Here is a 23666-nt window from a genome sequence, read left to right as displayed (position 1 = left end):
CAGCGCGCCGCTGGTGTCCTGTGGGCTCATCCCCGCGCAGGCGGGGACCACAGCCCGCCGAGGCCCCCCAGGGCCACGAGCCCGGGCTCATCCCCGCGCAGGCGGGGACCACAGTGTTTCGAGCCGGACCTCGCGGACGCTGGCGGGCTCATCCCCGCGCAGGCGGGGACCACGACCTCATCGACTGGCAGGCCGAGACTGGGAACGGCTCATCCCCGCGCAGGCGGGGACCACGTGCCGTGCGCCGCCGGGTGCGTTCCTGTGGGGGGCTCATCCCCGCGCAGGCGGGGACCACAAGATCGCGGTCCCCGCCGGAGGATGGGTCGACGGCTCATCCCCGCGCAGGCGGGGACCACGTCGTCATCGACGCGCGTGTAGGCGAACCCATGGGCTCATCCCCGCGCAGGCGGGGACCACATGATCCATTGGCGGATCACGGACCGGTCGGCGGGCTCATCCCCGCGCAGGCGGGGACCACGCGTCTCCTGGTGCCGCGTGAGGTGTATCCGGCGGCTCATCCCCGCGCAGGCGGGGACCACATGATCCATTGGCGGATCACGGACCGGTCGGCGGGCTCATCCCCGCGCAGGCGGGGACCACGCCTCAACGGGGCGTCGCAGACGGCTCTCGCGGGGCTCATCCCCGCGCAGGCGGGGACCACCGCGCTGCGCGATGTCGCTCATCGTTCGAGTCCGGCTCATCCCCGCGCAGGCGGGGACCACCACTCTCATCGCTACCGCTCATGGCTCTCCCTCGGCTCATCCCCGCGCAGGCGGGGACCACGAGGACAGCATGATCCCTGGATATGAGCCGAACGGCTCATCCCCGCGCAGGCGGGGACCACGAACCCCGGCCAGCAGAAACACCACGACCCCGAGGCTCATCCCCGCGCAGGCGGGGACCACGCGTCCGAAATGACCTCGGTCGGCTCGCCCGGCGGCTCATCCCCGCGCAGGCGGGGACCACCGCCTGGACGCCTACTATGAGGGTGCGCAGCGCGGCTCATCCCCGCGCAGGCGGGGACCACCTTCCCGGACTGCATGATGTGGAGCGCCCACGGGGCTCATCCCCGCGCAGGCGGGGACCACGCGGCATGCTCACGGAGCATTGCCTTGACAATGGGCTCATCCCCGCGCAGGCGGGGACCACCGTAGGCCTTGACTGTGGTGCCGCGCCGGGCGCGGCTCATCCCCGCGCAGGCGGGGACCACGGACATGCGTCTTTCGGTGACGATTCCATGACGGGCTCATCCCCGCGCAGGCGGGGACCACCACCTCACTCGGACCTGACTACGCGTGAGCGCCGGCTCATCCCCGCGCAGGCGGGGACCACTATTCTCACGGTCGGCCGCGTCGGCCCGCAGAAGGCTCATCCCCGCGCAGGCGGGGACCACTCGTTCTGTCCTCTCTCAGACCGTCCCGGGCCCGGCTCATCCCCGCGCAGGCGGGGACCACGAAGCGCGCGGAAGAACCGGGCGTTGAAGGGTGGGCTCATCCCCGCGCAGGCGGGGACCACAGGCGGCGCACGCCCACGGGCAGGGTGGCGCCCGGCTCATCCCCGCGCAGGCGGGGACCACATGGACGCGGGGTACACGGACAACCCGAAGTGGGGCTCATCCCCGCGCAGGCGGGGACCACGTAGGCCTTGACTGTGGTGCCGCGCCGGGCGCCGGCTCATCCCCGCGCAGGCGGGGACCACGCGTAGCGGGCGTTGGTGGTGGATGAGCCGGCCGGCTCATCCCCGCGCAGGCGGGGACCACCTGCTGGACGCGATCAACTACGGGGCGCCTGGGGGCTCATCCCCGCGCAGGCGGGGACCACTATACCCGTTGATATTCGTCACGACCTGCAACGGGCTCATCCCCGCGCAGGCGGGGACCACCGGTGTTTGCCGCGACCCAAAGGTCATGCTCTCGGCTCATCCCCGCGCAGGCGGGGACCACGACGTACTGTATGCCACCACGGGCTACCAAAACGGCTCATCCCCGCGCAGGCGGGGACCACCAGCTTGAGCTGGCGCGTGAAGCCAGAGACCTCGGCTCATCCCCGCGCAGGCGGGGACCACTCACGCGTCGACGGCGGCTACCAGATCCACGACGGCTCATCCCCGCGCAGGCGGGGACCACCTCACCGAGACCAAGGAAGGAATCTTCGCCAGCGGCTCATCCCCGCGCAGGCGGGGACCACCTCACCGAGACCAAGGAAGGAATCTTCGCCAGCGGCTCATCCCCGCGCAGGCGGGGACCACGTCGTGGTCGTGGATTTGGACGGTCCAGAGGCAGGCTCATCCCCGCGCAGGCGGGGACCACGTGCCAACATTGACAGTCGTCCAATTGTATTGAGGCTCATCCCCGCGCAGGCGGGGACCACGCCGTGTGGGAGGCCGCCGGCCAGACCGTCGCGGGCTCATCCCCGCGCAGGCGGGGACCACCCGACACTCCCGCACCCTCGGGCGCGACCCTCGGGCTCATCCCCGCGCAGGCGGGGACCACCGCGCCTCGGACGTGACGCGCTCACCGCAGGCGGGCTCATCCCCGCGCAGGCGGGGACCACGGCCGCAACGCAGTCCGCCTCGACGTCGCGAACGGCTCATCCCCGCGCAGGCGGGGACTGTCGGCGGCGGTTGAAAACGAGGCCATAGCGACGGGCGAAAACGAGGCCACCCAGACAGATTGGATGGGTGATCTCGGTGGAAGATTGGGCATTGATTCGGCGGCTCGTCGCGGATGGGGTTCCGCAGCGGCAGGTCGCGAGGCAGTTGGGGATCGGCCGGTCGACGGTCGATAGGGCGTTGGCGTCGGATCGGCCGCCGAAGTATGAGCGGCCGGCGCAGCCGACGTCGTTCGCGCCGTTTGAGGCGCGAGTCAGAGCGCTGCTCGCGGAGCATCCGGAGATGCCGGCGACGGTGATCGCGGAGCGGGTGGAGTGGTCGGGGTCGATCACGTGGTTCCGGGAGAACGTGCGTCGGTTGCGCCCGGAGCATCGGCCGGTCGACCCGGCCGACCGGCTGAGTTGGGCGGCGGGTGATGCGGCGCAGTGTGATCTCTGGTTCCCGCCGCGGAAGATCCCGCTCGAAGACGGCACGAGCGTGCTGCTGCCGGTGCTGGTGATCGTCGCCGCGCACTCTCGTTTCGTGATGGCGCGGATGATCCCGACGCGTAAGACGGAGGATCTGCTGCTGGGGTCGTGGGAGCTGATCCAGCAACTCGGCCGGGTCCCGCGTCGGCTGATTTGGGATAACGAGCCAGGCATCGGTCAGAAGGGTCGGCTCGCGCAGGGCGTCGCGTCGTTCGCGGGGACGCTGGCGACGAAGGTGGTGCAGCTGCGACCCTACGACCCGGAATCGAAGGGGATCGTCGAGCGCCGCAACGGCTGGTTCGAGACCTCGTTCATGCCCGGCCGCACGTTCACCTCACCCGCAGACTTCAACGCTCAACTCGCAGACTGGCTCGAGCGCGCCAACAGCAAGGTCGTGCGGACCATCAAGGCCCGCCCGGTGGATCTGATCGAGCACGACAGAGCTCGGATGCTGCCGTTGCCGCCGATCCCGTTGCAGCTGGGCTGGCGAGAACGGGTTCGTCTCGGCCGGGACTACTACGTTCGCCTCGACGCGTCCGACTACTCCGTCGACCCCACCGCGATTGGCCGGTTCGTTGACGTCACCGCCGACCTGGACCGGGTCCGAGCCCGGCTCGACGGGCGGATCGTCGCCGACCACGCCCGTGTTTGGGCACGCGGCAGCGTCATCACCGATCCCGCGCACCTCGAGACAGCGAAGCGGTTGCGGCAGCAGTTCCAAACTCCCCGCCCTGTCGCCGTCGGCGACGACCTCTCGAGGGATCTCGCGGATTACGACCGGGCGTTCGGACTGAGCGGCGAGGTTGCCTGATGCCCGGTCCGAAGAGCACTGAAGCGGTCAAGCAGATCACCTACCTCTCCGGCGCGCTGAAAGCACCCCGGATCGCCGAAACTGCCGCTCGGATGGCGGACCAAGCGAGGGATGCGGGCTGGTCGTTCGAGGATTACCTCGCCGCTGTCCTCGATCGCGAAGTCTCAGCCCGCAACGCATCTGGCGCCGAGCAACGGATCAAAGCGGCCGGCTTCCCCGCGCGCAAGACCCTCGAGGACTTCGACTGGGATGCTCAGCCCACCGCGCGTCAGCAGATCGCCGCGCTTGCCTCGGGAGGGTTCCTCCTCGAAGCGCAGAACGTGGTCCTGCTTGGCCCTCCCGGCACCGGGAAGACGCACCTCGCGACAGCGCTCGGGATCGTCGCCGCCCGCCACGGACACCGGGTCCTGTTCGCGACCGCGACGAACTGGGTCACCCGGCTCACCGACGCGCACCGGCAAGGCAACCTTCCCCGGGAGCTCGCCCGGTTGCGCCGCTACGGGCTGATCATCGTCGACGAAGTCGGCTACCTACCCTTCGAGCAAGACGCAGCGAACCTGTTCTTCCAACTCGTCTCATCCCGCTACGAACATGCCTCGCTGATTCTCACCTCAAACCTGCCGTTCTCCGGCTGGGGCGGGGTCTTCGGAGACCAAGCCGTCGCTGCCGCGATGATCGACCGTATCGTCCACCACGCCGACGTTCTCACGCTCAAGGGCGCCAGTTACCGGCTCCGAGGGCGCGGGATCGACACCCTCCCCAGCATCAAAACCCAAGATCCGGCAGACTAGGCACACAACAACCAAGTGGCCTCGATTTCACACGTCGCAATGGCCTACTTTTCGAGCGTCGTCGACAGGGACCACTTGCCGATGTCGACGAGGTCCTGACTGTCGGGGGGCTCATCCCCGCGCAGGCGGGGACCACTCTGCTCCCAGTCAGAGAACCGGCGACGCTCCCGGCTCATCCCCGCGCAGGCGGGGACCACATTCACAGCCTCGTCCTCGGGACGGGGCTGGACGGCTCATCCCCGCGCAGGCGGGGACCACGCGGTGCTGGTGACGACCTGCATTTCAGGGGCCGGCTCATCCCCGCGCAGGCGGGGACCACGTGAGGTCTTTGAGCACGTCGACCTCGCGGGCGGGCTCATCCCCGCGCAGGCGGGGACCACCGTAGTAGTCGTCTTCCCATGAGTCCATGTCACGGGCTCATCCCCGCGCAGGCGGGGACCACCATCACACGTTTCAGCCGCGAACGGCGCGCACAGGCTCATCCCCGCGCAGGCGGGGACCACCCCCGAGTGCGACAGGTGGCGCGACGACAACGAGGCTCATCCCCGCGCAGGCGGGGACCACATGATCGTTTTCGCTGACGTGGCGAGCCCGGCTGGCTCATCCCCGCGCAGGCGGGGACCACGGCGTGGGCTGTCGATCAGCATGTTGTGGGGCCGGCTCATCCCCGCGCAGGCGGGGACCACTTGTCTCGGTAGCTGAGAACACAAAGCGCGGACGGCTCATCCCCGCGCAGGCGGGGACCACTACCAGAACACCTACATGTCGGCACGGAGCACCGGCTCATCCCCGCGCAGGCGGGGACCACTGCGCCTGTCTAGCCACTTGTGAAAATGTGCCGAGGCTCATCCCCGCGCAGGCGGGGACCACGTTGGTACGAGACCGGCAGTGTGGAACTCGGAGGGCTCATCCCCGCGCAGGCGGGGACCACACCGTCACATGCGCGCTCACTGCTGCACCCTCCGGCTCATCCCCGCGCAGGCGGGGACCACGGGTTCCGCGTCTCCGACGCCCTCGTCTACCGGGGCTCATCCCCGCGCAGGCGGGGACCACGAGAAGTTCTTGACCATCGAGGGTGGCGACCAGGGCTCATCCCCGCGCAGGCGGGGACCACTCAATCCAGTGTCCACGACGATGGAGCTCAGGGGGCTCATCCCCGCGCAGGCGGGGACCACAGTTCCGCTTCGGTCGAGTCGAACTTCTCGGCCGGCTCATCCCCGCGCAGGCGGGGACCACGCCCCCTTCGTCGGGGCGAGGGTGGGGGACACCGGCTCATCCCCGCGCAGGCGGGGACCACGGGGGTCTGGCGGCGTCTGTGGCTGCAGAGTGGGGCTCATCCCCGCGCAGGCGGGGACCACGGCGACGAGTCCGCCCGCACAGCGATCGCCCCCGGCTCATCCCCGCGCAGGCGGGGACCACCAGGCCAGCACGTCGAGAACGTTGTAGGCGGCAGGCTCATCCCCGCGCAGGCGGGGACCACCGGGAGGGCGAGCGGCACCGTCCGCCTCAAGCGGGCTCATCCCCGCGCAGGCGGGGACCACTCGACGAGGACTACGAGGCGTGGGCCGCACACAGGCTCATCCCCGCGCAGGCGGGGACCACTCAGCCTTGATGCGCGCCGCATTGTGCAAGTACGGCTCATCCCCGCGCAGGCGGGGACCACGACCGGATCGTCGAGGCGATGATCAAGTCCGTGGGCTCATCCCCGCGCAGGCGGGGACCACGTGGAAGTCGACAGTCACCCGTTTTTCTCCGCGGGCTCATCCCCGCGCAGGCGGGGACCACAACCCCACGCCAGTGGGGACAACTGCTCAGCCCGGCTCATCCCCGCGCAGGCGGGGACCACTCGACGTTGACGGTGCGCTCGGCGCCGTACTCGGGCTCATCCCCGCGCAGGCGGGGACCACGTCCTCAGCGTGCGTACGTCCCGTAAGGAGACGGGCTCATCCCCGCGCAGGCGGGGACCACGTGGCATACCGGACGGGCGACTGGCGACAGGTGGGCTCATCCCCGCGCAGGCGGGGACCACGAACCCCCTGTGAGATGTTGACGCCGTCAACGCGGCTCATCCCCGCGCAGGCGGGGACCACGCGTCAACGTTCGCGAGACCATCAAACGGACGCGGCTCATCCCCGCGCAGGCGGGGACCACACCTGCTTCGGCCCGCCCCGCACCATCGATTCCGGCTCATCCCCGCGCAGGCGGGGACCACTGACTAGATCTGGACTCATGGCCAGTAGTGAAGGGCTCATCCCCGCGCAGGCGGGGACCACATGCCATGGTCCTTCCCCTTCTCGTTCGATTGGGGCTCATCCCCGCGCAGGCGGGGACCACGACAAGAACGTCCTCACCAAGTTCCGCGCCGGAGGCTCATCCCCGCGCAGGCGGGGACCACAGGTAGGCGCGCACGTCCTTCGCGGCCGCCGCCGGCTCATCCCCGCGCAGGCGGGGACCACAGGCGCGGCTTTCCCATGCCCTCGAACACGGACGGCTCATCCCCGCGCAGGCGGGGACCACCCTGGTCGTCTCCCTCGCCCGCCGTCTCCATGAGGCTCATCCCCGCGCAGGCGGGGACCACGGTCCAGCCGTGAGCCCGCGCATCTACGGCGACGGCTCATCCCCGCGCAGGCGGGGACCACCTCGTGATCTGGGCGGCGCACTCGATGGCCTCGGGCTCATCCCCGCGCAGGCGGGGACCACGGACGAAATGCGACCGGCATAGTTGCACGGTAGGGCTCATCCCCGCGCAGGCGGGGACCACGGCACCCAGCCCACGCTCTCCCTGTCTGGCGTGGGCTCATCCCCGCGCAGGCGGGGACCACGACGCGACCTCCCCGAGCAGCGCCTCGACAGGCGGCTCATCCCCGCGCAGGCGGGGACCACCCGCACGGCACACGGATGACGGCCTTTTTCGCAGGCTCATCCCCGCGCAGGCGGGGACCACCCCAGAAGGAGGCTGCGGACGTCAACATGAGCGTGGCTCATCCCCGCGCAGGCGGGGACCACGATGATGCGATAACGCGTGACCTACGCGCTAGGGGCTCATCCCCGCGCAGGCGGGGACCACGCCTTCGTGGAGGCGGTCGGGGTGGACGAGGTGGGCTCATCCCCGCGCAGGCGGGGACCACGGGCGAGGCTGGTTCTCCCGAGGGCGCAGCGCAGGCTCATCCCCGCGCAGGCGGGGACCACTATTGGGATGATTTGGTCCGCACGACCACCCCGGGCTCATCCCCGCGCAGGCGGGGACCACTCCTTGGCGCGAGTCTTGCGTTTCGCTAGACGGGGCTCATCCCCGCGCAGGCGGGGACCACGCGTCACGACTCCTCACCGTCCTGTGCGATCTGGGCTCATCCCCGCGCAGGCGGGGACCACCCTCTCCGCGATGCGACGCCGTTGTTCGCCTCGGGCTCATCCCCGCGCAGGCGGGGACCACATGGGGATCGCTCGACTTCCCGCAACATACCGGGGCTCATCCCCGCGCAGGCGGGGACCACCCAGACCATCGAGGGCAACACGTCCGGCAGCGAGGCTCATCCCCGCGCAGGCGGGGACCACCATACGGAATGCATGGTCGGAAATCCCTGCGAACGGCTCATCCCCGCGCAGGCGGGGACCACGCGGGCGCCGCCACCGCGGCGACGGGTGACCACGGCTCATCCCCGCGCAGGCGGGGACCACTCGATACGGTGGAGCTTTCCGGCGAGCACCCACGGCTCATCCCCGCGCAGGCGGGGACCACTGGAGGAGGAGCGGCTTCGGAACAGCCCTCCGGGGCTCATCCCCGCGCAGGCGGGGACCACATTTTTCGGCACACTTCAACGCCGCCGACCTCGGGCTCATCCCCGCGCAGGCGGGGACCACTAGGCTCAACGCCTAGCCCACGTCACACTCGAGGGCTCATCCCCGCGCAGGCGGGGACCACGGAACAGCTTCGGGCCACAGACAGTTACCGGTGGGCTCATCCCCGCGCAGGCGGGGACCACGCGAAGTCGATCGCAAGCGAAACGTCGATCCCCGGCTCATCCCCGCGCAGGCGGGGACCACGGTGCTGGTCCCGTCCATGGCGGTTGAGACGTCGGCTCATCCCCGCGCAGGCGGGGACCACCACATGGCAAACATCGAAGATCGCGGCGAACGAGGCTCATCCCCGCGCAGGCGGGGACCACGGGGCGGTGAGCTTGAGGCTCTCGGAGCCGCGGGGCTCATCCCCGCGCAGGCGGGGACCACCGGTAAGGGATTCCGGTCTCCGTGGCGACACGGGGCTCATCCCCGCGCAGGCGGGGACCACTCACCGACTCGGGCATCGGAGTCGCCCCGAGGTGGCTCATCCCCGCGCAGGCGGGGACCACGGGGCGTCGAGGACCCGGGCCGCCCGGGGGAGAGGCTCATCCCCGCGCAGGCGGGGACCACATGCTGGGCAGGACCTCGGTGGTGATCCAACGCGGCTCATCCCCGCGCAGGCGGGGACCACCATCTGGGCAGGTGGCAGGTGGCCCTGGGACGGGGCTCATCCCCGCGCAGGCGGGGACCACCCGGCGTGAGAGTCGAACTCACGTACCATCCCGGGCTCATCCCCGCGCAGGCGGGGACCACAAAATCCGCGAAACCACGGCGCGCCCAGGCACCGGCTCATCCCCGCGCAGGCGGGGACCACCGCGCATACCTTGCTGGCGGGTAGAGCTTCGGCGGCTCATCCCCGCGCAGGCGGGGACCACGGCTGGTACGACATGCGCGGGCACGCCGTGGCAGGCTCATCCCCGCGCAGGCGGGGACCACTGAATCCAGGAAGCGATACCGGACACCCAAGACGGCTCATCCCCGCGCAGGCGGGGACCACTCATTGAAATACTTGTGCGCTCGCTGCCCCGCCGGCTCATCCCCGCGCAGGCGGGGACCACGCAAGATCAATGACCAGATCAACGGGATCCGTGGGCTCATCCCCGCGCAGGCGGGGACCACACAGTGATCGTAGAACTCGGAACGACAGGTGTGGGCTCATCCCCGCGCAGGCGGGGACCACTCCGCCTGATCTGTGAGATGGAAATAATGGACCGGCTCATCCCCGCGCAGGCGGGGACCACCCCTATCTGTCGGCTGCGTATACAAAAAAACTAGGCTCATCCCCGCGCAGGCGGGGACCACCGCATACTCGACAAGCGAGGACCACAGTAGCTCGGCTCATCCCCGCGCAGGCGGGGACCACATCTGCCCGCCCGTGGCGAGCCACCGGCGGTAGGGCTCATCCCCGCGCAGGCGGGGACCACCTCGGTTTCATGGTCTTGGCCTTTCGTATGGGGGGCTCATCCCCGCGCAGGCGGGGACCACCACGCACGTGTTGTGGGGCGACGATATGGCAAGGGCTCATCCCCGCGCAGGCGGGGACCACGCGAGATCAATGACCAGATCAACCGGGTTCATGGGCTCATCCCCGCGCAGGCGGGGACCACCCTAGATGGCGTTCTAAGAGACTTTCATGCCGCGGCTCATCCCCGCGCAGGCGGGGACCACCTCGAAACTCAGCAGCCCCTCGACGCCCAGGCGGGCTCATCCCCGCGCAGGCGGGGACCACAGTGCCCGGACCTACCTGAAGGTTTGGCGGACCGGCTCATCCCCGCGCAGGCGGGGACCACACCTGCCCAAGGTACAGTACGTGCGCATCCCCGGGCTCATCCCCGCGCAGGCGGGGACCACTAGGGCGTATCCATCACAACGCGCGGGATGCCGGGCTCATCCCCGCGCAGGCGGGGACCACAAAATCCGAGAGACCACCGCGAGGCCCGGGACCGGCTCATCCCCGCGCAGGCGGGGACCACGGGGAGGGCTGGCGGAACCGGACGATGCTGGACGGCTCATCCCCGCGCAGGCGGGGACCACGCTATGGCGAAGGGCGAGATCACCGCCGACGAGGGCTCATCCCCGCGCAGGCGGGGACCACACGAAGGCCCTGCGCGTCGTGTTCCGCGTCGGCGGCTCATCCCCGCGCAGGCGGGGACCACGAAATCTACGTTCTCGCAAATACGCAATCCGAGGGCTCATCCCCGCGCAGGCGGGGACCACACGGACGGCCGCTACGTGATCGTCCCGCCCGAGGGCTCATCCCCGCGCAGGCGGGGACCACAGGCCGGGTCAGGCGACCTCCGTCATCCACGCCGGCTCATCCCCGCGCAGGCGGGGACCACCGTTGAAAGACGTCAACGTTTGGGGGCCAAACCGGCTCATCCCCGCGCAGGCGGGGACCACCTACGAAGGAGCTTGATATGGCTGATCCTACCCGGCTCATCCCCGCGCAGGCGGGGACCACTCGATGCTCAGCGAGGGGCCATGACCGTTGCCGGGCTCATCCCCGCGCAGGCGGGGACCACGATCGGTCTGTGGAACGCCTGTCGGACCTGCCGGGCTCATCCCCGCGCAGGCGGGGACCACGGCGTGCACCCGATGCTCACGCCGAGGATCGCCGGCTCATCCCCGCGCAGGCGGGGACCACCAGATCCACAAGCTGGCTGAGCTCGCGTTCCGCGGCTCATCCCCGCGCAGGCGGGGACCACGGCTCGAATCGCTGGTTGACCGGTTTGGCGAGCGGCTCATCCCCGCGCAGGCGGGGACCACGGACCTGTCATCCATGGTGCGCGCGGCGACCTAGGCTCATCCCCGCGCAGGCGGGGACCACTCGGCAAGCGCGTGCTCGCAGCAGACAGTCGTGGGCTCATCCCCGCGCAGGCGGGGACCACCCAGGTCACAATCTGATAACAGTCCGTCACCGCGGCTCATCCCCGCGCAGGCGGGGACCACATGTGCAGTTCGACGCGCGGCGGCTGCGGGCCGGGCTCATCCCCGCGCAGGCGGGGACCACGGCGTCCCGAATGGCGCTCCCCTCCGCCAGCGCGGCTCATCCCCGCGCAGGCGGGGACCACTAGAGAAGGCGCCCATGAAGGCTCCGTCATTGAGGCTCATCCCCGCGCAGGCGGGGACCACGGAGCGGATCAGCGAGGCCACCGGTGACAAGACGGCTCATCCCCGCGCAGGCGGGGACCACATGCTGACGACCTGCTCGCGGGCGAACGCACGTGGCTCATCCCCGCGCAGGCGGGGACCACTGGAACGGGCCGATGACCGCGTCGAGAGTGACCGGCTCATCCCCGCGCAGGCGGGGACCACCCGGCCGCGACAGTCGCGTTCGGCTCAAACCCAGGCTCATCCCCGCGCAGGCGGGGACCACCTTGCCATGCTCGACCAGCTGCGCGGCGAAGACGGCTCATCCCCGCGCAGGCGGGGACCACCTCACCGGTCAATTTCGGTCCTGAAACGACTGCGGCTCATCCCCGCGCAGGCGGGGACCACCTCCTGATGCAGGAGCATGACGCAGTCGGCGTCGGCTCATCCCCGCGCAGGCGGGGACCACCTCGTCGGCCAGCTGTCCTCACAGATGCCGGTCGGCTCATCCCCGCGCAGGCGGGGACCACACGTCTTCACCACCACGACAGCCCCCTCACCTGGGCTCATCCCCGCGCAGGCGGGGACCACACGCCGATGCTCTCAAGCAGCTCACGGGCTACGGGCTCATCCCCGCGCAGGCGGGGACCACAGGTCTTTCGACGTTGCTCAGCGACATCCACAGGGCTCATCCCCGCGCAGGCGGGGACCACCCGTCCATGCTGAGCAGGGTCGATTGGTCGCTGGGCTCATCCCCGCGCAGGCGGGGACCACGACCTCGAAAAGTACAGCCCCGACTACCAGTGGGGCTCATCCCCGCGCAGGCGGGGACCACTCCGAGGAGCGTCTTGAGAGCGAGGTAGCGGTGGGCTCATCCCCGCGCAGGCGGGGACCACCAGCATCATCACCGGCCGACCCGAGCCGATCCGGGCTCATCCCCGCGCAGGCGGGGACCACGGTGAGGGCGGTGACGATGGTGGCGCTGGCGGCGGCTCATCCCCGCGCAGGCGGGGACCACAGGTTGTGGATGTCCTTGGAGGAGACCACGGTGGGCTCATCCCCGCGCAGGCGGGGACCACAGTCGGGAAAGCACAGACGGCGTCCTCCGGGAGGGCTCATCCCCGCGCAGGCGGGGACCACCCCACTGACGCGACGACCGCGCTGGCGTCGGAGGGCTCATCCCCGCGCAGGCGGGGACCACCTGCATGAGGCGCCTGACGAGCTGAACGCGGACGGCTCATCCCCGCGCAGGCGGGGACCACTGTGAACGGTGACCCGAACGCTTACTTCGGAACGGCTCATCCCCGCGCAGGCGGGGACCACAAGTCTGTGACCTTGATGTTGTCCTCGTCAATGGGCTCATCCCCGCGCAGGCGGGGACCACCGGCGCTGCTCGACGCCGCGTCAGCCTCTGGGGGGCTCATCCCCGCGCAGGCGGGGACCACGGTGGCGCGGAGGTTGGCTTGGAGCCAGGTGGCGGCTCATCCCCGCGCAGGCGGGGACCACGGATCATGTGCAGCTCGGCCGGGTCAGCAGCGGGGCTCATCCCCGCGCAGGCGGGGACCACTGGGGCTGGTAGGGCTTGCGCTGAGCGTTGGGGGGCTCATCCCCGCGCAGGCGGGGACCACCTACAGTGCCGTGGATCTGGGGGCTCCGGGCGCGGCTCATCCCCGCGCAGGCGGGGACCACCAGAACACCTGCTCGCGGACATCGCGGATGATGGGCTCATCCCCGCGCAGGCGGGGACCACCGGGCGCCGATGTGGGCTCGGATGGATTCCGTGGGCTCATCCCCGCGCAGGCGGGGACCACGATGGGTCGCGCGGACGCCGGTAGGAGAGCTGCGGCTCATCCCCGCGCAGGCGGGGACCACTCGCCCTTCGCGCCGTTAGTCCCGTTAGTGCCGGGCTCATCCCCGCGCAGGCGGGGACCACACCGCAGTGCCGAGCCCAGCGACAGCGTTCCCAGGCTCATCCCCGCGCAGGCGGGGACCACTGGGAGGCGACGATCAGCCCCTCTTGTGCGGCCGGCTCATCCCCGCGCAGGCGGGGACCACGCGTACTCGACGGCTGCGGATGGTTCTGCCGGAGGCTCATCCCCGCGCAGGCGGGGACCACAAGCCCTACCTCGCCGCGCAAGGTGAGCGCCGGGGCTCATCCCCGCGCAGGCGGGGACCACGAGGTCCACGCAGTCCCACGTGAGGCCGAGCGCGGCTCATCCCCGCGCAGGCGGGGACCACGCAGAAGTTGATCGGCCCGCTTCCCCCTACGACGGCTCATCCCCGCGCAGGCGGGGACCACGATGGGGGGATCACGGCGGTGGGCGCGGTGGTGGGCTCATCCCCGCGCAGGCGGGGACCACGAGCATGAAGCCGAGTCCCTGGTCGCCTGCGCGGGCTCATCCCCGCGCAGGCGGGGACCACGCGCGGATGGCCGTGGATTCCTTCCGGCCGGCCGGCTCATCCCCGCGCAGGCGGGGACCACCTCGCCCGGTGCGCCAGCGAGGACCAGACCATGGGCTCATCCCCGCGCAGGCGGGGACCACAGGTACAAGGCGAGCCCGGACGCGATCGTCGTCGGCTCATCCCCGCGCAGGCGGGGACCACGAATGGCAGTAGAAGGAACGAGGCCGCGCGGACGGCTCATCCCCGCGCAGGCGGGGACCACGATGTAGCCGTGGGCGCGCAGGGCTTCGAGGGCGGCTCATCCCCGCGCAGGCGGGGACCACCGACAGCCCCAGGCTACCGCGTCCCGTGCTCGAGGCTCATCCCCGCGCAGGCGGGGACCACGCCCGCCGAGGAGACCGTGACCACGAAGCGCGCGGCTCATCCCCGCGCAGGCGGGGACCACATCACCGGTTACGCGCTGGCCTTGGCGACGGCCGGCTCATCCCCGCGCAGGCGGGGACCACCCGCCAGGCAGTTGCGGAAGCTCCCCGCCGACAGGCTCATCCCCGCGCAGGCGGGGACCACCCCTTCGCGGGCCCGGGTGGGGGCGGTCTTCGCGGCTCATCCCCGCGCAGGCGGGGACCACGTCCGTCTTCACGGTCAGCTCCACGCGGTACAGGGCTCATCCCCGCGCAGGCGGGGACCACGGGATCATCGAGGACAACCGGCACGGCAGCCAAGGCTCATCCCCGCGCAGGCGGGGACCACGGGAGATCGAGCTCACGCGCGATCGCCGGAGTGGGCTCATCCCCGCGCAGGCGGGGACCACATGTCTACCTCTATACAGTCTGTAAGGTCACAAGGCTCATCCCCGCGCAGGCGGGGACCACGCCCAGTTGGCCGCCACCGCCGCCCAGACCGCAGGCTCATCCCCGCGCAGGCGGGGACCACAGTATCACGTTGATGGGCTGGTCGCTTCCATCAGGCTCATCCCCGCGCAGGCGGGGACCACCTGGTGTCGTCCGTGATGCTCATGGTGTGCTCCGGCTCATCCCCGCGCAGGCGGGGACCACGGGACCGTCACCACCGGAGCCCGATTGTTCGCCGGCTCATCCCCGCGCAGGCGGGGACCACCTCAGAGAGGTCGATAGCCATTCGACTCACCTGGGCTCATCCCCGCGCAGGCGGGGACCACACCGAGTCCCGGGCGCGCGTCCCGCCGTCGACCGGCTCATCCCCGCGCAGGCGGGGACCACGAGGACCCGGACGACTACGAGCCGTACGACGTGGGCTCATCCCCGCGCAGGCGGGGACCACAGGCGCGCGGGCGAGGGATCGCCGCGCGCCGGGGGCTCATCCCCGCGCAGGCGGGGACCACCCGCATCCTGCGCGACACCGAGGACGCCTACATCGGCTCATCCCCGCGCAGGCGGGGACCACTCCGAGGAGCGTCTTGAGAGCGAGGTAGCGGTGGGCTCATCCCCGCGCAGGCGGGGACCACGAGAGCGTGCCCTCCACGCTCACCTTGCTGCCCGGCTCATCCCCGCGCAGGCGGGGACCACGCGCTTGGTAGTAGGACCAGTGGATGACGGGGGGGCTCATCCCCGCGCAGGCGGGGACCACCTACGCGGCGCTGGACCTGGGCGCTCCGGGCGCGGCTCATCCCCGCGCAGGCGGGGACCACGACAAGATGATCCGACGTCGTGCACATGCGTTGGGCTCATCCCCGCGCAGGCGGGGACCACCGCCTGGTGATCGGCGTCCCGTTTTGCTGCTCAGGCTCATCCCCGCGCAGGCGGGGACCACGCGCGCGCCGCCTCCACGTCCTCCCGGGCAGCCGGCTCATCCCCGCGCAGGCGGGGACCACTGGATGCCCGACTTCGAGTCCTTGAGAGTCGCGGGCTCATCCCCGCGCAGGCGGGGACCACGAGACACGTCCGCGACGGGTCTATGCGCGCCCGGGCTCATCCCCGCGCAGGCGGGGACCACTGATGAGAAAAATGACTGTTCCTATGATCGACAGGCTCATCCCCGCGCAGGCGGGGACCACGCGTTGAGAGCGAACGGGAGGCCGTGGCGGGCCGGCTCATCCCCGCGCAGGCGGGGACCACCGAACCGACTTGGGTACACACCCATCGTCCCCCGGCTCATCCCCGCGCAGGCGGGGACCACTTGGATGCGACGACGGCGGCCCTGGATGCCGGGGGCTCATCCCCGCGCAGGCGGGGACCACTTGGATGCGACGACGGCGGCCCTGGATGCCGGGGGCTCATCCCCGCGCAGGCGGGGACCACGAGGACGCAGGGACCTTGTAGTCGATTGCGTAGGGCTCATCCCCGCGCAGGCGGGGACCACCGTCGACCCGACCCGTTTTGACTGAAAGAGGCCGGCTCATCCCCGCGCAGGCGGGGACCACGCGCTCGGCGAGCCGACCCGTGTTGATCTGGGAGGCTCATCCCCGCGCAGGCGGGGACCACGACGCGCAGACTGTGGCGGCCGCGATCGCCCAGGGCTCATCCCCGCGCAGGCGGGGACCACACGATCCGGGCCGCCACTCCCGATGGAGCGGCCGGCTCATCCCCGCGCAGGCGGGGACCACCAAAATACGACGACATGGACTTGCTCAAAGAAAGGCTCATCCCCGCGCAGGCGGGGACCACCGGTTCACTGACGCTTCGCCAACTCCGGACAGCGGCTCATCCCCGCGCAGGCGGGGACCACTGTTGGCGAGCTTGCGATCGTAGGCTTCGAGTGGGCTCATCCCCGCGCAGGCGGGGACCACGCAGGCTGAACTGTCCGGGAGCGTCATTTCGGCGGCTCATCCCCGCGCAGGCGGGGACCACAGTGACGAGTTCTGGCGCGTACTCACTGAGTTCGGCTCATCCCCGCGCAGGCGGGGACCACGCTCATCGGGTCACCGCCGCGAGCTCGTGGCGGGGCTCATCCCCGCGCAGGCGGGGACCACGCGGTGGTAGAAGCTGCCTTCGCCGTGGGGGAGGGCTCATCCCCGCGCAGGCGGGGACCACGTCACCCCCGTGCCCACCGAGCTGGTGGATCAGGGCTCATCCCCGCGCAGGCGGGGACCACTTCGGGCTGCCTGATCCGACGCCGAGGGAAGCAGGCTCATCCCCGCGCAGGCGGGGACCACTAGTAGCGGACCTCGGACTGAGGGTCTTCGGGGGGCTCATCCCCGCGCAGGCGGGGACCACTACGGGCGGCGGGCAGGAAGGCGTGGCGCCGGGGGCTCATCCCCGCGCAGGCGGGGACCACTCTGGGGTGCCATCAAGCAGGTGCCGGGCGGGAGGCTCATCCCCGCGCAGGCGGGGACCACGGCAGCGCAAGACCAGCAACGATCTTGCATCCAGGCTCATCCCCGCGCAGGCGGGGACCACCTGTTCGTCTGCGTTGCGGATGCGGCGGAGTTGGGCTCATCCCCGCGCAGGCGGGGACCACGGGCGTGCTGGAGATTGTCGCGGATGGGGCGGGGGCTCATCCCCGCGCAGGCGGGGACCACAGCAGGACCGCCGTATCGCTCCACGAGCCGTTCGGCTCATCCCCGCGCAGGCGGGGACCACCTGGTCGCGGTCCGCGCCGAAGCCGAGTACGGGGGCTCATCCCCGCGCAGGCGGGGACCACCCACTCCGATTCAGGAAAGCCAGTCTCGAGGACGGCTCATCCCCGCGCAGGCGGGGACCACGACGACCCACAGGCGGCTCACGGCGTGCTCCTGGGCTCATCCCCGCGCAGGCGGGGACCACGGGCGTGCTGGAGATTGTCGCGGATGGGGCGGGGGCTCATCCCCGCGCAGGCGGGGACCACAAGCGCCACGCCGTGCTGATCTGGACATTGCAGGGCTCATCCCCGCGCAGGCGGGGACCACGACTGGTCTCGGTGGGGGTCGTTTTCGTGGACAGGCTCATCCCCGCGCAGGCGGGGACCACGGCAAGGCCATCGACAAGGCCGACCAACGGCAGGGCTCATCCCCGCGCAGGCGGGGACCACGCCGAGCTCGTCGACGAGGAGACCACCTACCGGGGCTCATCCCCGCGCAGGCGGGGACCACGGGCGTGCTGGAGATTGTCGCGGATGGGGCGGGGGCTCATCCCCGCGCAGGCGGGGACCACAAGGCCACCGGAAATCAGACTTTTCGGCTGTACGGCTCATCCCCGCGCAGGCGGGGACCACGAGTTTGTCATTAACGGTAGTTTTTCTGACGGGGGCTCATCCCCGCGCAGGCGGGGACCACTGGGGCAACCTCCCCATCAAGGGGCACAAGGACGGCTCATCCCCGCGCAGGCGGGGACCACATGGTCGAGTCGACGCGGATCTCGCGGCAGACGGGCTCATCCCCGCGCAGGCGGGGACCACCGTGTACAAGCGGGTCGGTTTCATCAGGCGGCCGGCTCATCCCCGCGCAGGCGGGGACCACCAGTGAGCAGTGAGATCACAGTGACGGGGAACAGGCTCATCCCCGCGCAGGCGGGGACCACAGCGCGGGTCCGCCGGGACCTCTAGGCTCCTGGGGCTCATCCCCGCGCAGGCGGGGACCACATCCCTGGGGGACTGGAGGGCGATGCCGATGACGGCTCATCCCCGCGCAGGCGGGGACCACTGGCGTCGCGGTCAAGAAGTTCGCCGATTTCGAGGCTCATCCCCGCGCAGGCGGGGACCACAGCTCTTCGAGGAGGGCGGCCTCCCGTTGCTCATGGCTCATCCCCGCGCAGGCGGGGACCACATGCTCCCGACCTCCTCCGCGATGCCGTCGAGGGGCTCATCCCCGCGCAGGCGGGGACCACAACTCCTCGCCGACGCGGAACGGGTTCCCCCACGGCTCATCCCCGCGCAGGCGGGGACCACAGCTGATGGCCCAGGAGTTCGACTGCCCCGTCATGGCTCATCCCCGCGCAGGCGGGGACCACTCCCCCTGCCCCTCCTGGGGCATCTAGCTGTGCGGCTCATCCCCGCGCAGGCGGGGACCACGTGAGGCTCGGGCGCCGTGGTGTCGGCTGCGAGGGCTCATCCCCGCGCAGGCGGGGACCACTGGAAGCGGGACCGGCTCGTGTATGGGCGCGGGGGCTCATCCCCGCGCAGGCGGGGACCACAAGATCGACCGAATGTTCGCTGCGTTGGTCCGCGGCTCATCCCCGCGCAGGCGGGGACCACGCCCTGGACACGGCCTGCTCGGGCTTCACGCCGGGCTCATCCCCGCGCAGGCGGGGACCACCGGGTTCTTCACCCGGCGGGCCACGACCTCGGCGGCTCATCCCCGCGCAGGCGGGGACCACCGCGACGTGCCCTCCAACGTGAACATGCCCGTCGGCTCATCCCCGCGCAGGCGGGGACCACTCGGTGGCGTCGGCGCCCTCCAGGCGCTGCCGGGGCTCATCCCCGCGCAGGCGGGGACCACGGTGGCGTACAGCTTGCCGGTGACTGACCCCGGGGCTCATCCCCGCGCAGGCGGGGACCACTCCTTCGAGGCGTCTGGCAACGCGGGTTTCCGGGGCTCATCCCCGCGCAGGCGGGGACCACGTCGGTCAGGCTGCCGAGATCGCAGCAACCGCGGGCTCATCCCCGCGCAGGCGGGGACCACGCGGTGAGCCGGTCGTACGCCTCCCACTTCTCCGGCTCATCCCCGCGCAGGCGGGGACCACGGACGGCTGGAACTGCCAGCCATGCACACTGTCGGCTCATCCCCGCGCAGGCGGGGACCACGCTTCTTGAACAGCCAAGATACTCCGGTCAGTCGCCAGATCTTGGACGCTGCCCGCGCGCCCGGCGGTACCGCTGAAACTTGCTCATTCCCGGTCTGGAGCCTCCTTCCTCGCCGACCGACGCCGTCGGCCGCATCATCAACGTGAGACCCTCGAAGTCCGTGGGCTCCCACGGATCGCCGAGCACACGGAATGCGAGCCCCTGCTCGTTGCGCGCCGAGAACACCATCGTGGCCCGCCCACCTCCCATGGTCTCCTCGACGATGTCCCACAGGCGGTCCCGGACCCGTGGACTGACGTTCCCGACGTACACCCCCGTCGACACCTCCATCAACCACCGCGTGACGTGCCCGCGCAGCCCCTCGGGGACAGCAGACAGCACCAACACCATCATTCCTCGTACCCCTCGGAGTAGGAGATGCCCGCGGCGACGGTCGCCCCCCGGTCGTCCCAGAGGGCCAGGTCCTCGACCAGCAGATCGTCCGTGAAGTCTCCGTCGTCCCGCGGATCCCCAGAGGAGCCGCCGACCAATTCGGGACGTACCTCGGCCAGCAGCCCCTTGATGTCGTGGACGCAGGTCGCCAGGATGCGCGCCTCGCGCATCGCGTCACGCATCCTGGTCCTCGCCTCGGAGCCGACTCCCTTCTCGAGCTCCAGCGCCGCCACGTCGAAGGCGATGGGGATCGACAGGTCCGCCTTGTACAGGTCGGCGATGTCGTAGACGAATGACCGGTAGTTCCCGGTATGTACGAACCCCAATCCCGACGCACACCCCAGGGCCACAATCACCGCGTGGACGGCACCGTACAGCGCGGAGTTCGCCGCGGACAGCGCCCTGTTCACCACCGATCCGTCATCGAAGTTCTCCGGGTCGTACTCGCGCCGGTCCCAGGGAACTCCGGTGCGCTCGGAGTGTGTCCGGTAGAGCCGACGCACGCGCGCACCCTCACGCCCTCGTAGCTGCTGCATACTCAGCTTCGAGACGTCCTCCCCCTCGAATCGCATCTGGTACATCAGTCGGGCGACCGTCAGCCGAGCGGCAGGGTCGCTGACGGCCGCGGCCTGGGCGATGAGCAGACGGGAGGAGCGCGAGGGCGGGTTGCCATGCGCGTAGTAGCGCACGCCGTTCTCCCCGACCCACACCGCCGTCGAGCCGGACTCACTGAGCAGGGACACCGCGGAGTGCGTGATGCGCACTCCCGGCCCCATCATCAGCACTCCCAGCGCCGCCGCCGGCACGTGGGCCACGCCCCTCGAATCCGTGACCGTGAGTGCATTGGAGTCGCGGTGGATGACACACCTCTCGACGTAGAGGAACGTCAACCTGTCCTGCGCGCGAACGAGGTCCTTGGGATCGGGTGGCGGCGCCCCCGGGATTCCGTTCGTCATCGCGACAGCGTCAGGAGTCCGCAGCCGTACCCCTTCGCCCGTCCGATCCCCCCGACGAGGGCGGAGCGCAGAAGCGAAGCATCGGTGACTTCGAGGGTTCCCTCGAATGTCGCCTTCTGGAGCGTCACCAGAGCGTCGCCCCGGCGGAACTTCTGCAGGTCACGGCCCACCAGGGAGATGACCGGTTCGTCGATCTCGATGACCGTCCCGTCCTCGTCGGTGGCGCGCGCGACGTCTCCCGTCAGCTCCGCCGCACCGGGAATCCGGAACCCGTTGGCCGGGGCACGGTCCAGGAGCCAACGGGTCTGCTGGTCGACGGTCACGTGACCGAGGACCTTCTTGCGTCCCTTCGCGTCCCGCTCCTCGGCGGACCTGTAGGTGGGGTTGACGGTGACCCGGAAGCGCCACCGCTGCCCGGCGGCGAGAGACGCCAGGAAGTCGTCGGTCCGCCGGGTCGTCACTCCTCCCTCCGTCCGCCACCCCGCGGCCTCCACGAGGGCGGCCGGGTCGGGTGCCACGGGGGAGGAGATGAAGAGCGCCAGCCGACGGCCCTCCAACTCGTCGAGGCGCCACAGAACGCGCTGTCCGTCGGCCTCCCGTCGCGCTCCCGGCGCAAAGGCGCCGAGCACCGCAGCATGGAGGCGTTGGGACGAGGCCACCAGATCTCGGCACCCCCGCCGACGTGGATCCAAGTAGATACGTGTCAGGTACATTCTCAAAGCACTCCCATCGGGTCGTGTTCGCCGTCGCGCACCGACACGATCTGCTGTTCCTCAAACTCCGGGTTCGCGATCTCCGCCGTGGCCTCCTCGACGGCACGCAGGGCATAGCGCCGGCGCTCGGAGTCGAAGCTCTCGGGCACGTCCTGGAGCATGTGCGTGGACGTCACCCTTTCGGTCGGGAACGTCCCGGCGTCGGCCACGACGCGCAGGCGAACCGTCGCATCGGAACGGAACTGGAGCCTGTGGAAGCGCGCCGCCTGCCACTCCACCGTGTCGACGGCGTCGGCCAGTGACGTCTGCTTGGTCTCCAGGAACAGGGGCATCGTCGGCGGACAGGCGCGCCTGCCCAGGTAGAGGGGGAACACCGGATGGCACAGCGCATCGACCAGGGTTCCGATCATTTCGTCGGAGGCTTCAACGAAAGCCGTGAAGACGGCGTCGCTGACGTAGTAGCGCTGCGACAGCGGCATGGATACCTCACCCCTGTGCGCCGTGTGGAAGTCCCGGAGGATCTCACCGGGCTGGTCGATGCGCGCAGCAAAACGCAGCCCCGCAAGATCCTCGATCGGGTCGACCCGTCTGCGGCCCTGGGCGGCGGCCAGCAGGCCGACGATCCCGCTCTTCGTCGGGAAGGCCTCCGTGGACCTCCGGGTGAAGCGGCTCGTGGATCCCCAGGACTGCATGGGGCCCGCAAGCCTGAGGACTAGGATGGAGCTCACGACAGCTCCTCGATGGCCGCGACGGTCGCGTTCCCGAGGTCCGCCATGGGCACGCGCTCGCCGAGCTCGCCGATCTTCGCGGCGCGGTCAGAGGACCAGGAGACCAGGGTCTTCTCGGGGAGGAGGCCCGTTCCCTCGCGCAGGTCCTTTTCGAACGTGACCAGACGCTGGACAGCCGGACGCGCGAACCCGTGACCGTCGGCCTCCACCGCGTCCTCGAAGGCCCCGACCAGGTTGATCGGCTGGTCGTCGCGCACCTGGACGACCACGGCGTCGGGCACCGTGCGATTGGCGAAGGTGTTCTGCTTGCCGGTCGGCATGGAACGGACGAAGGAGTCGACGAAGGCCTTGACCGCTTCCTGCGCCGCCTGCTTCGAGCCGAGATTCTTCTCAAGCATGGGCAGGTTGATCGTCGCGTAGCGGTAGAGGGTGGCGGAGGTGAACTCGACGGTGCCGATCATGCCCGCGCCGGAGTCCTCCTCATCCGTCTTCACATCGTCGACGGCCGTGTAGTAGTCGTACTCAGGGGTGACCGGACCGACCCCCAGCGCGTGGGCGACCTGGCAGGCGGCGTCGACGTTGAGGCTCTCGGGCTCGGCCACCATGCGTCCGAACAGGGCGATGTCGATGGAGTGGTCGGTGTCGACCAGGTTCTTCGGTTTGAGCGCCTTGAACGCCTTGGCCGGGTCGTCCTCGTCGGCCACGGAGATGACGGCGTCGGCGACGTGCTCGATCTGCTTGGCGGAGAGGAACACGAGGAACCCCGCTTGCGCGAGTTGCTCGTCGCTCGGTTCCTGCCCTTTCTTGGCCTTGGGGGCCGAGGTCTTGAAGCCGATGGCCGTCATCGCCATGTCGGAGAGCTCAGCGGCGCGGTCTTCCAGCTCACGTGATTGTCGGACGATCTCGTCGCGGAGCACCTGGACGATCCGCTTGGTACGAATGCCGAGTTCCTCCTTGGGAAGCGTCTCCTCGAAGTCCGTGCGGGTGGCGCGCTTGATGGCCTGGGAAGAGATCCTCATGCGTCGCACACCGCCGAAGGTTGCGGACTTCGGCGACCCGGTGTCGTCCCTGTTCGGGTTCGAGGGAGGAAGGGTCTGGAGGACGTGGACGTCGATGAAACGGGTCATGGAA

General features: G+C 70.5%; 7 protein-coding genes and 2 CRISPR repeat arrays (1 of these 9 only partly in view). Of the genes, 2 read left to right on the top strand and 5 right to left on the bottom strand.

Features of this window, described 5'->3' with window-relative positions; all coding sequences use genetic code 11:
- Positions 1–2613: a CRISPR direct-repeat array (repeat unit 28 nt; unit sequence GGCTCATCCCCGCGCAGGCGGGGACCAC) (it extends 1445 nt beyond the left edge of the window).
- A 66-nt stretch (positions 2614–2679) separates the two neighbouring features.
- Positions 2680–3888 carry an IS21 family transposase gene (gene istA, locus ACFQWG_RS12390; protein ID WP_380973583.1) on the top strand — a complete coding sequence of 403 codons (1209 nt, stop codon included), beginning with the start codon at positions 2680–2682 and terminating at the stop codon, positions 3886–3888.
- Complete coding sequence (gene istB / locus ACFQWG_RS12385) at positions 3888–4679, top strand: IS21-like element helper ATPase IstB (protein ID WP_380973580.1); 792 nt, start codon at positions 3888–3890, stop codon at positions 4677–4679. The genes istA and istB overlap by 1 nt, the downstream gene beginning before the upstream one ends.
- Before the next feature lie 108 nt (positions 4680–4787).
- A CRISPR array of direct repeats spans positions 4788–19706; the repeat unit is 28 nt; unit sequence GGCTCATCCCCGCGCAGGCGGGGACCAC.
- 27 nt (positions 19707–19733) lie between these two features.
- Here the strand turns inward: istB and cas2e are convergent.
- Genes cas2e through cas7e form a run of 5 tightly spaced genes read right to left on the bottom strand, consistent with a single transcriptional unit; the run spans position 19734 to position 23662 of the window.
- Positions 19734–20096, bottom strand: coding sequence for a type I-E CRISPR-associated endoribonuclease Cas2e (cas2e, locus tag ACFQWG_RS12380; RefSeq protein WP_380976337.1), 363 nt, complete (start codon positions 20094–20096; stop codon positions 19734–19736).
- Entirely contained in the window at positions 20096–21094 is a 999-nt protein-coding gene (gene cas1e, locus ACFQWG_RS12375) for a type I-E CRISPR-associated endonuclease Cas1e (RefSeq protein ID WP_380975760.1), read from the bottom strand. Before cas1e ends, cas2e begins: the two co-directional genes overlap by 1 nt.
- Entirely contained in the window at positions 21091–21807 is a 717-nt protein-coding gene (cas6e, locus tag ACFQWG_RS12370) for a type I-E CRISPR-associated protein Cas6/Cse3/CasE (protein ID WP_380975758.1), read from the bottom strand. The genes cas1e and cas6e overlap by 4 nt, the downstream gene beginning before the upstream one ends.
- A gap of 2 nt (positions 21808–21809) precedes the next feature.
- Positions 21810–22535, bottom strand: a complete 726-nt coding sequence (gene cas5e, locus ACFQWG_RS12365; RefSeq protein ID WP_380975756.1) for a type I-E CRISPR-associated protein Cas5/CasD — start codon at positions 22533–22535, stop codon at positions 21810–21812.
- Entirely contained in the window at positions 22532–23662 is a 1131-nt protein-coding gene (cas7e, locus tag ACFQWG_RS12360; RefSeq protein ID WP_380975754.1) for a type I-E CRISPR-associated protein Cas7/Cse4/CasC, read from the bottom strand. The genes cas5e and cas7e overlap by 4 nt, the downstream gene beginning before the upstream one ends.
- Positions 23663–23666 lie beyond the last annotated feature (4 nt).

Source organism: Schaalia naturae (genome assembly GCF_042665795.1).
GTDB classification, from domain to species: Bacteria; Actinomycetota; Actinomycetes; order Actinomycetales; family Actinomycetaceae; genus Pauljensenia; species Pauljensenia naturae.
Note: the sequence above shows the minus strand (reverse complement) of the source record. Positions and strands in the feature narration are given on the sequence as shown.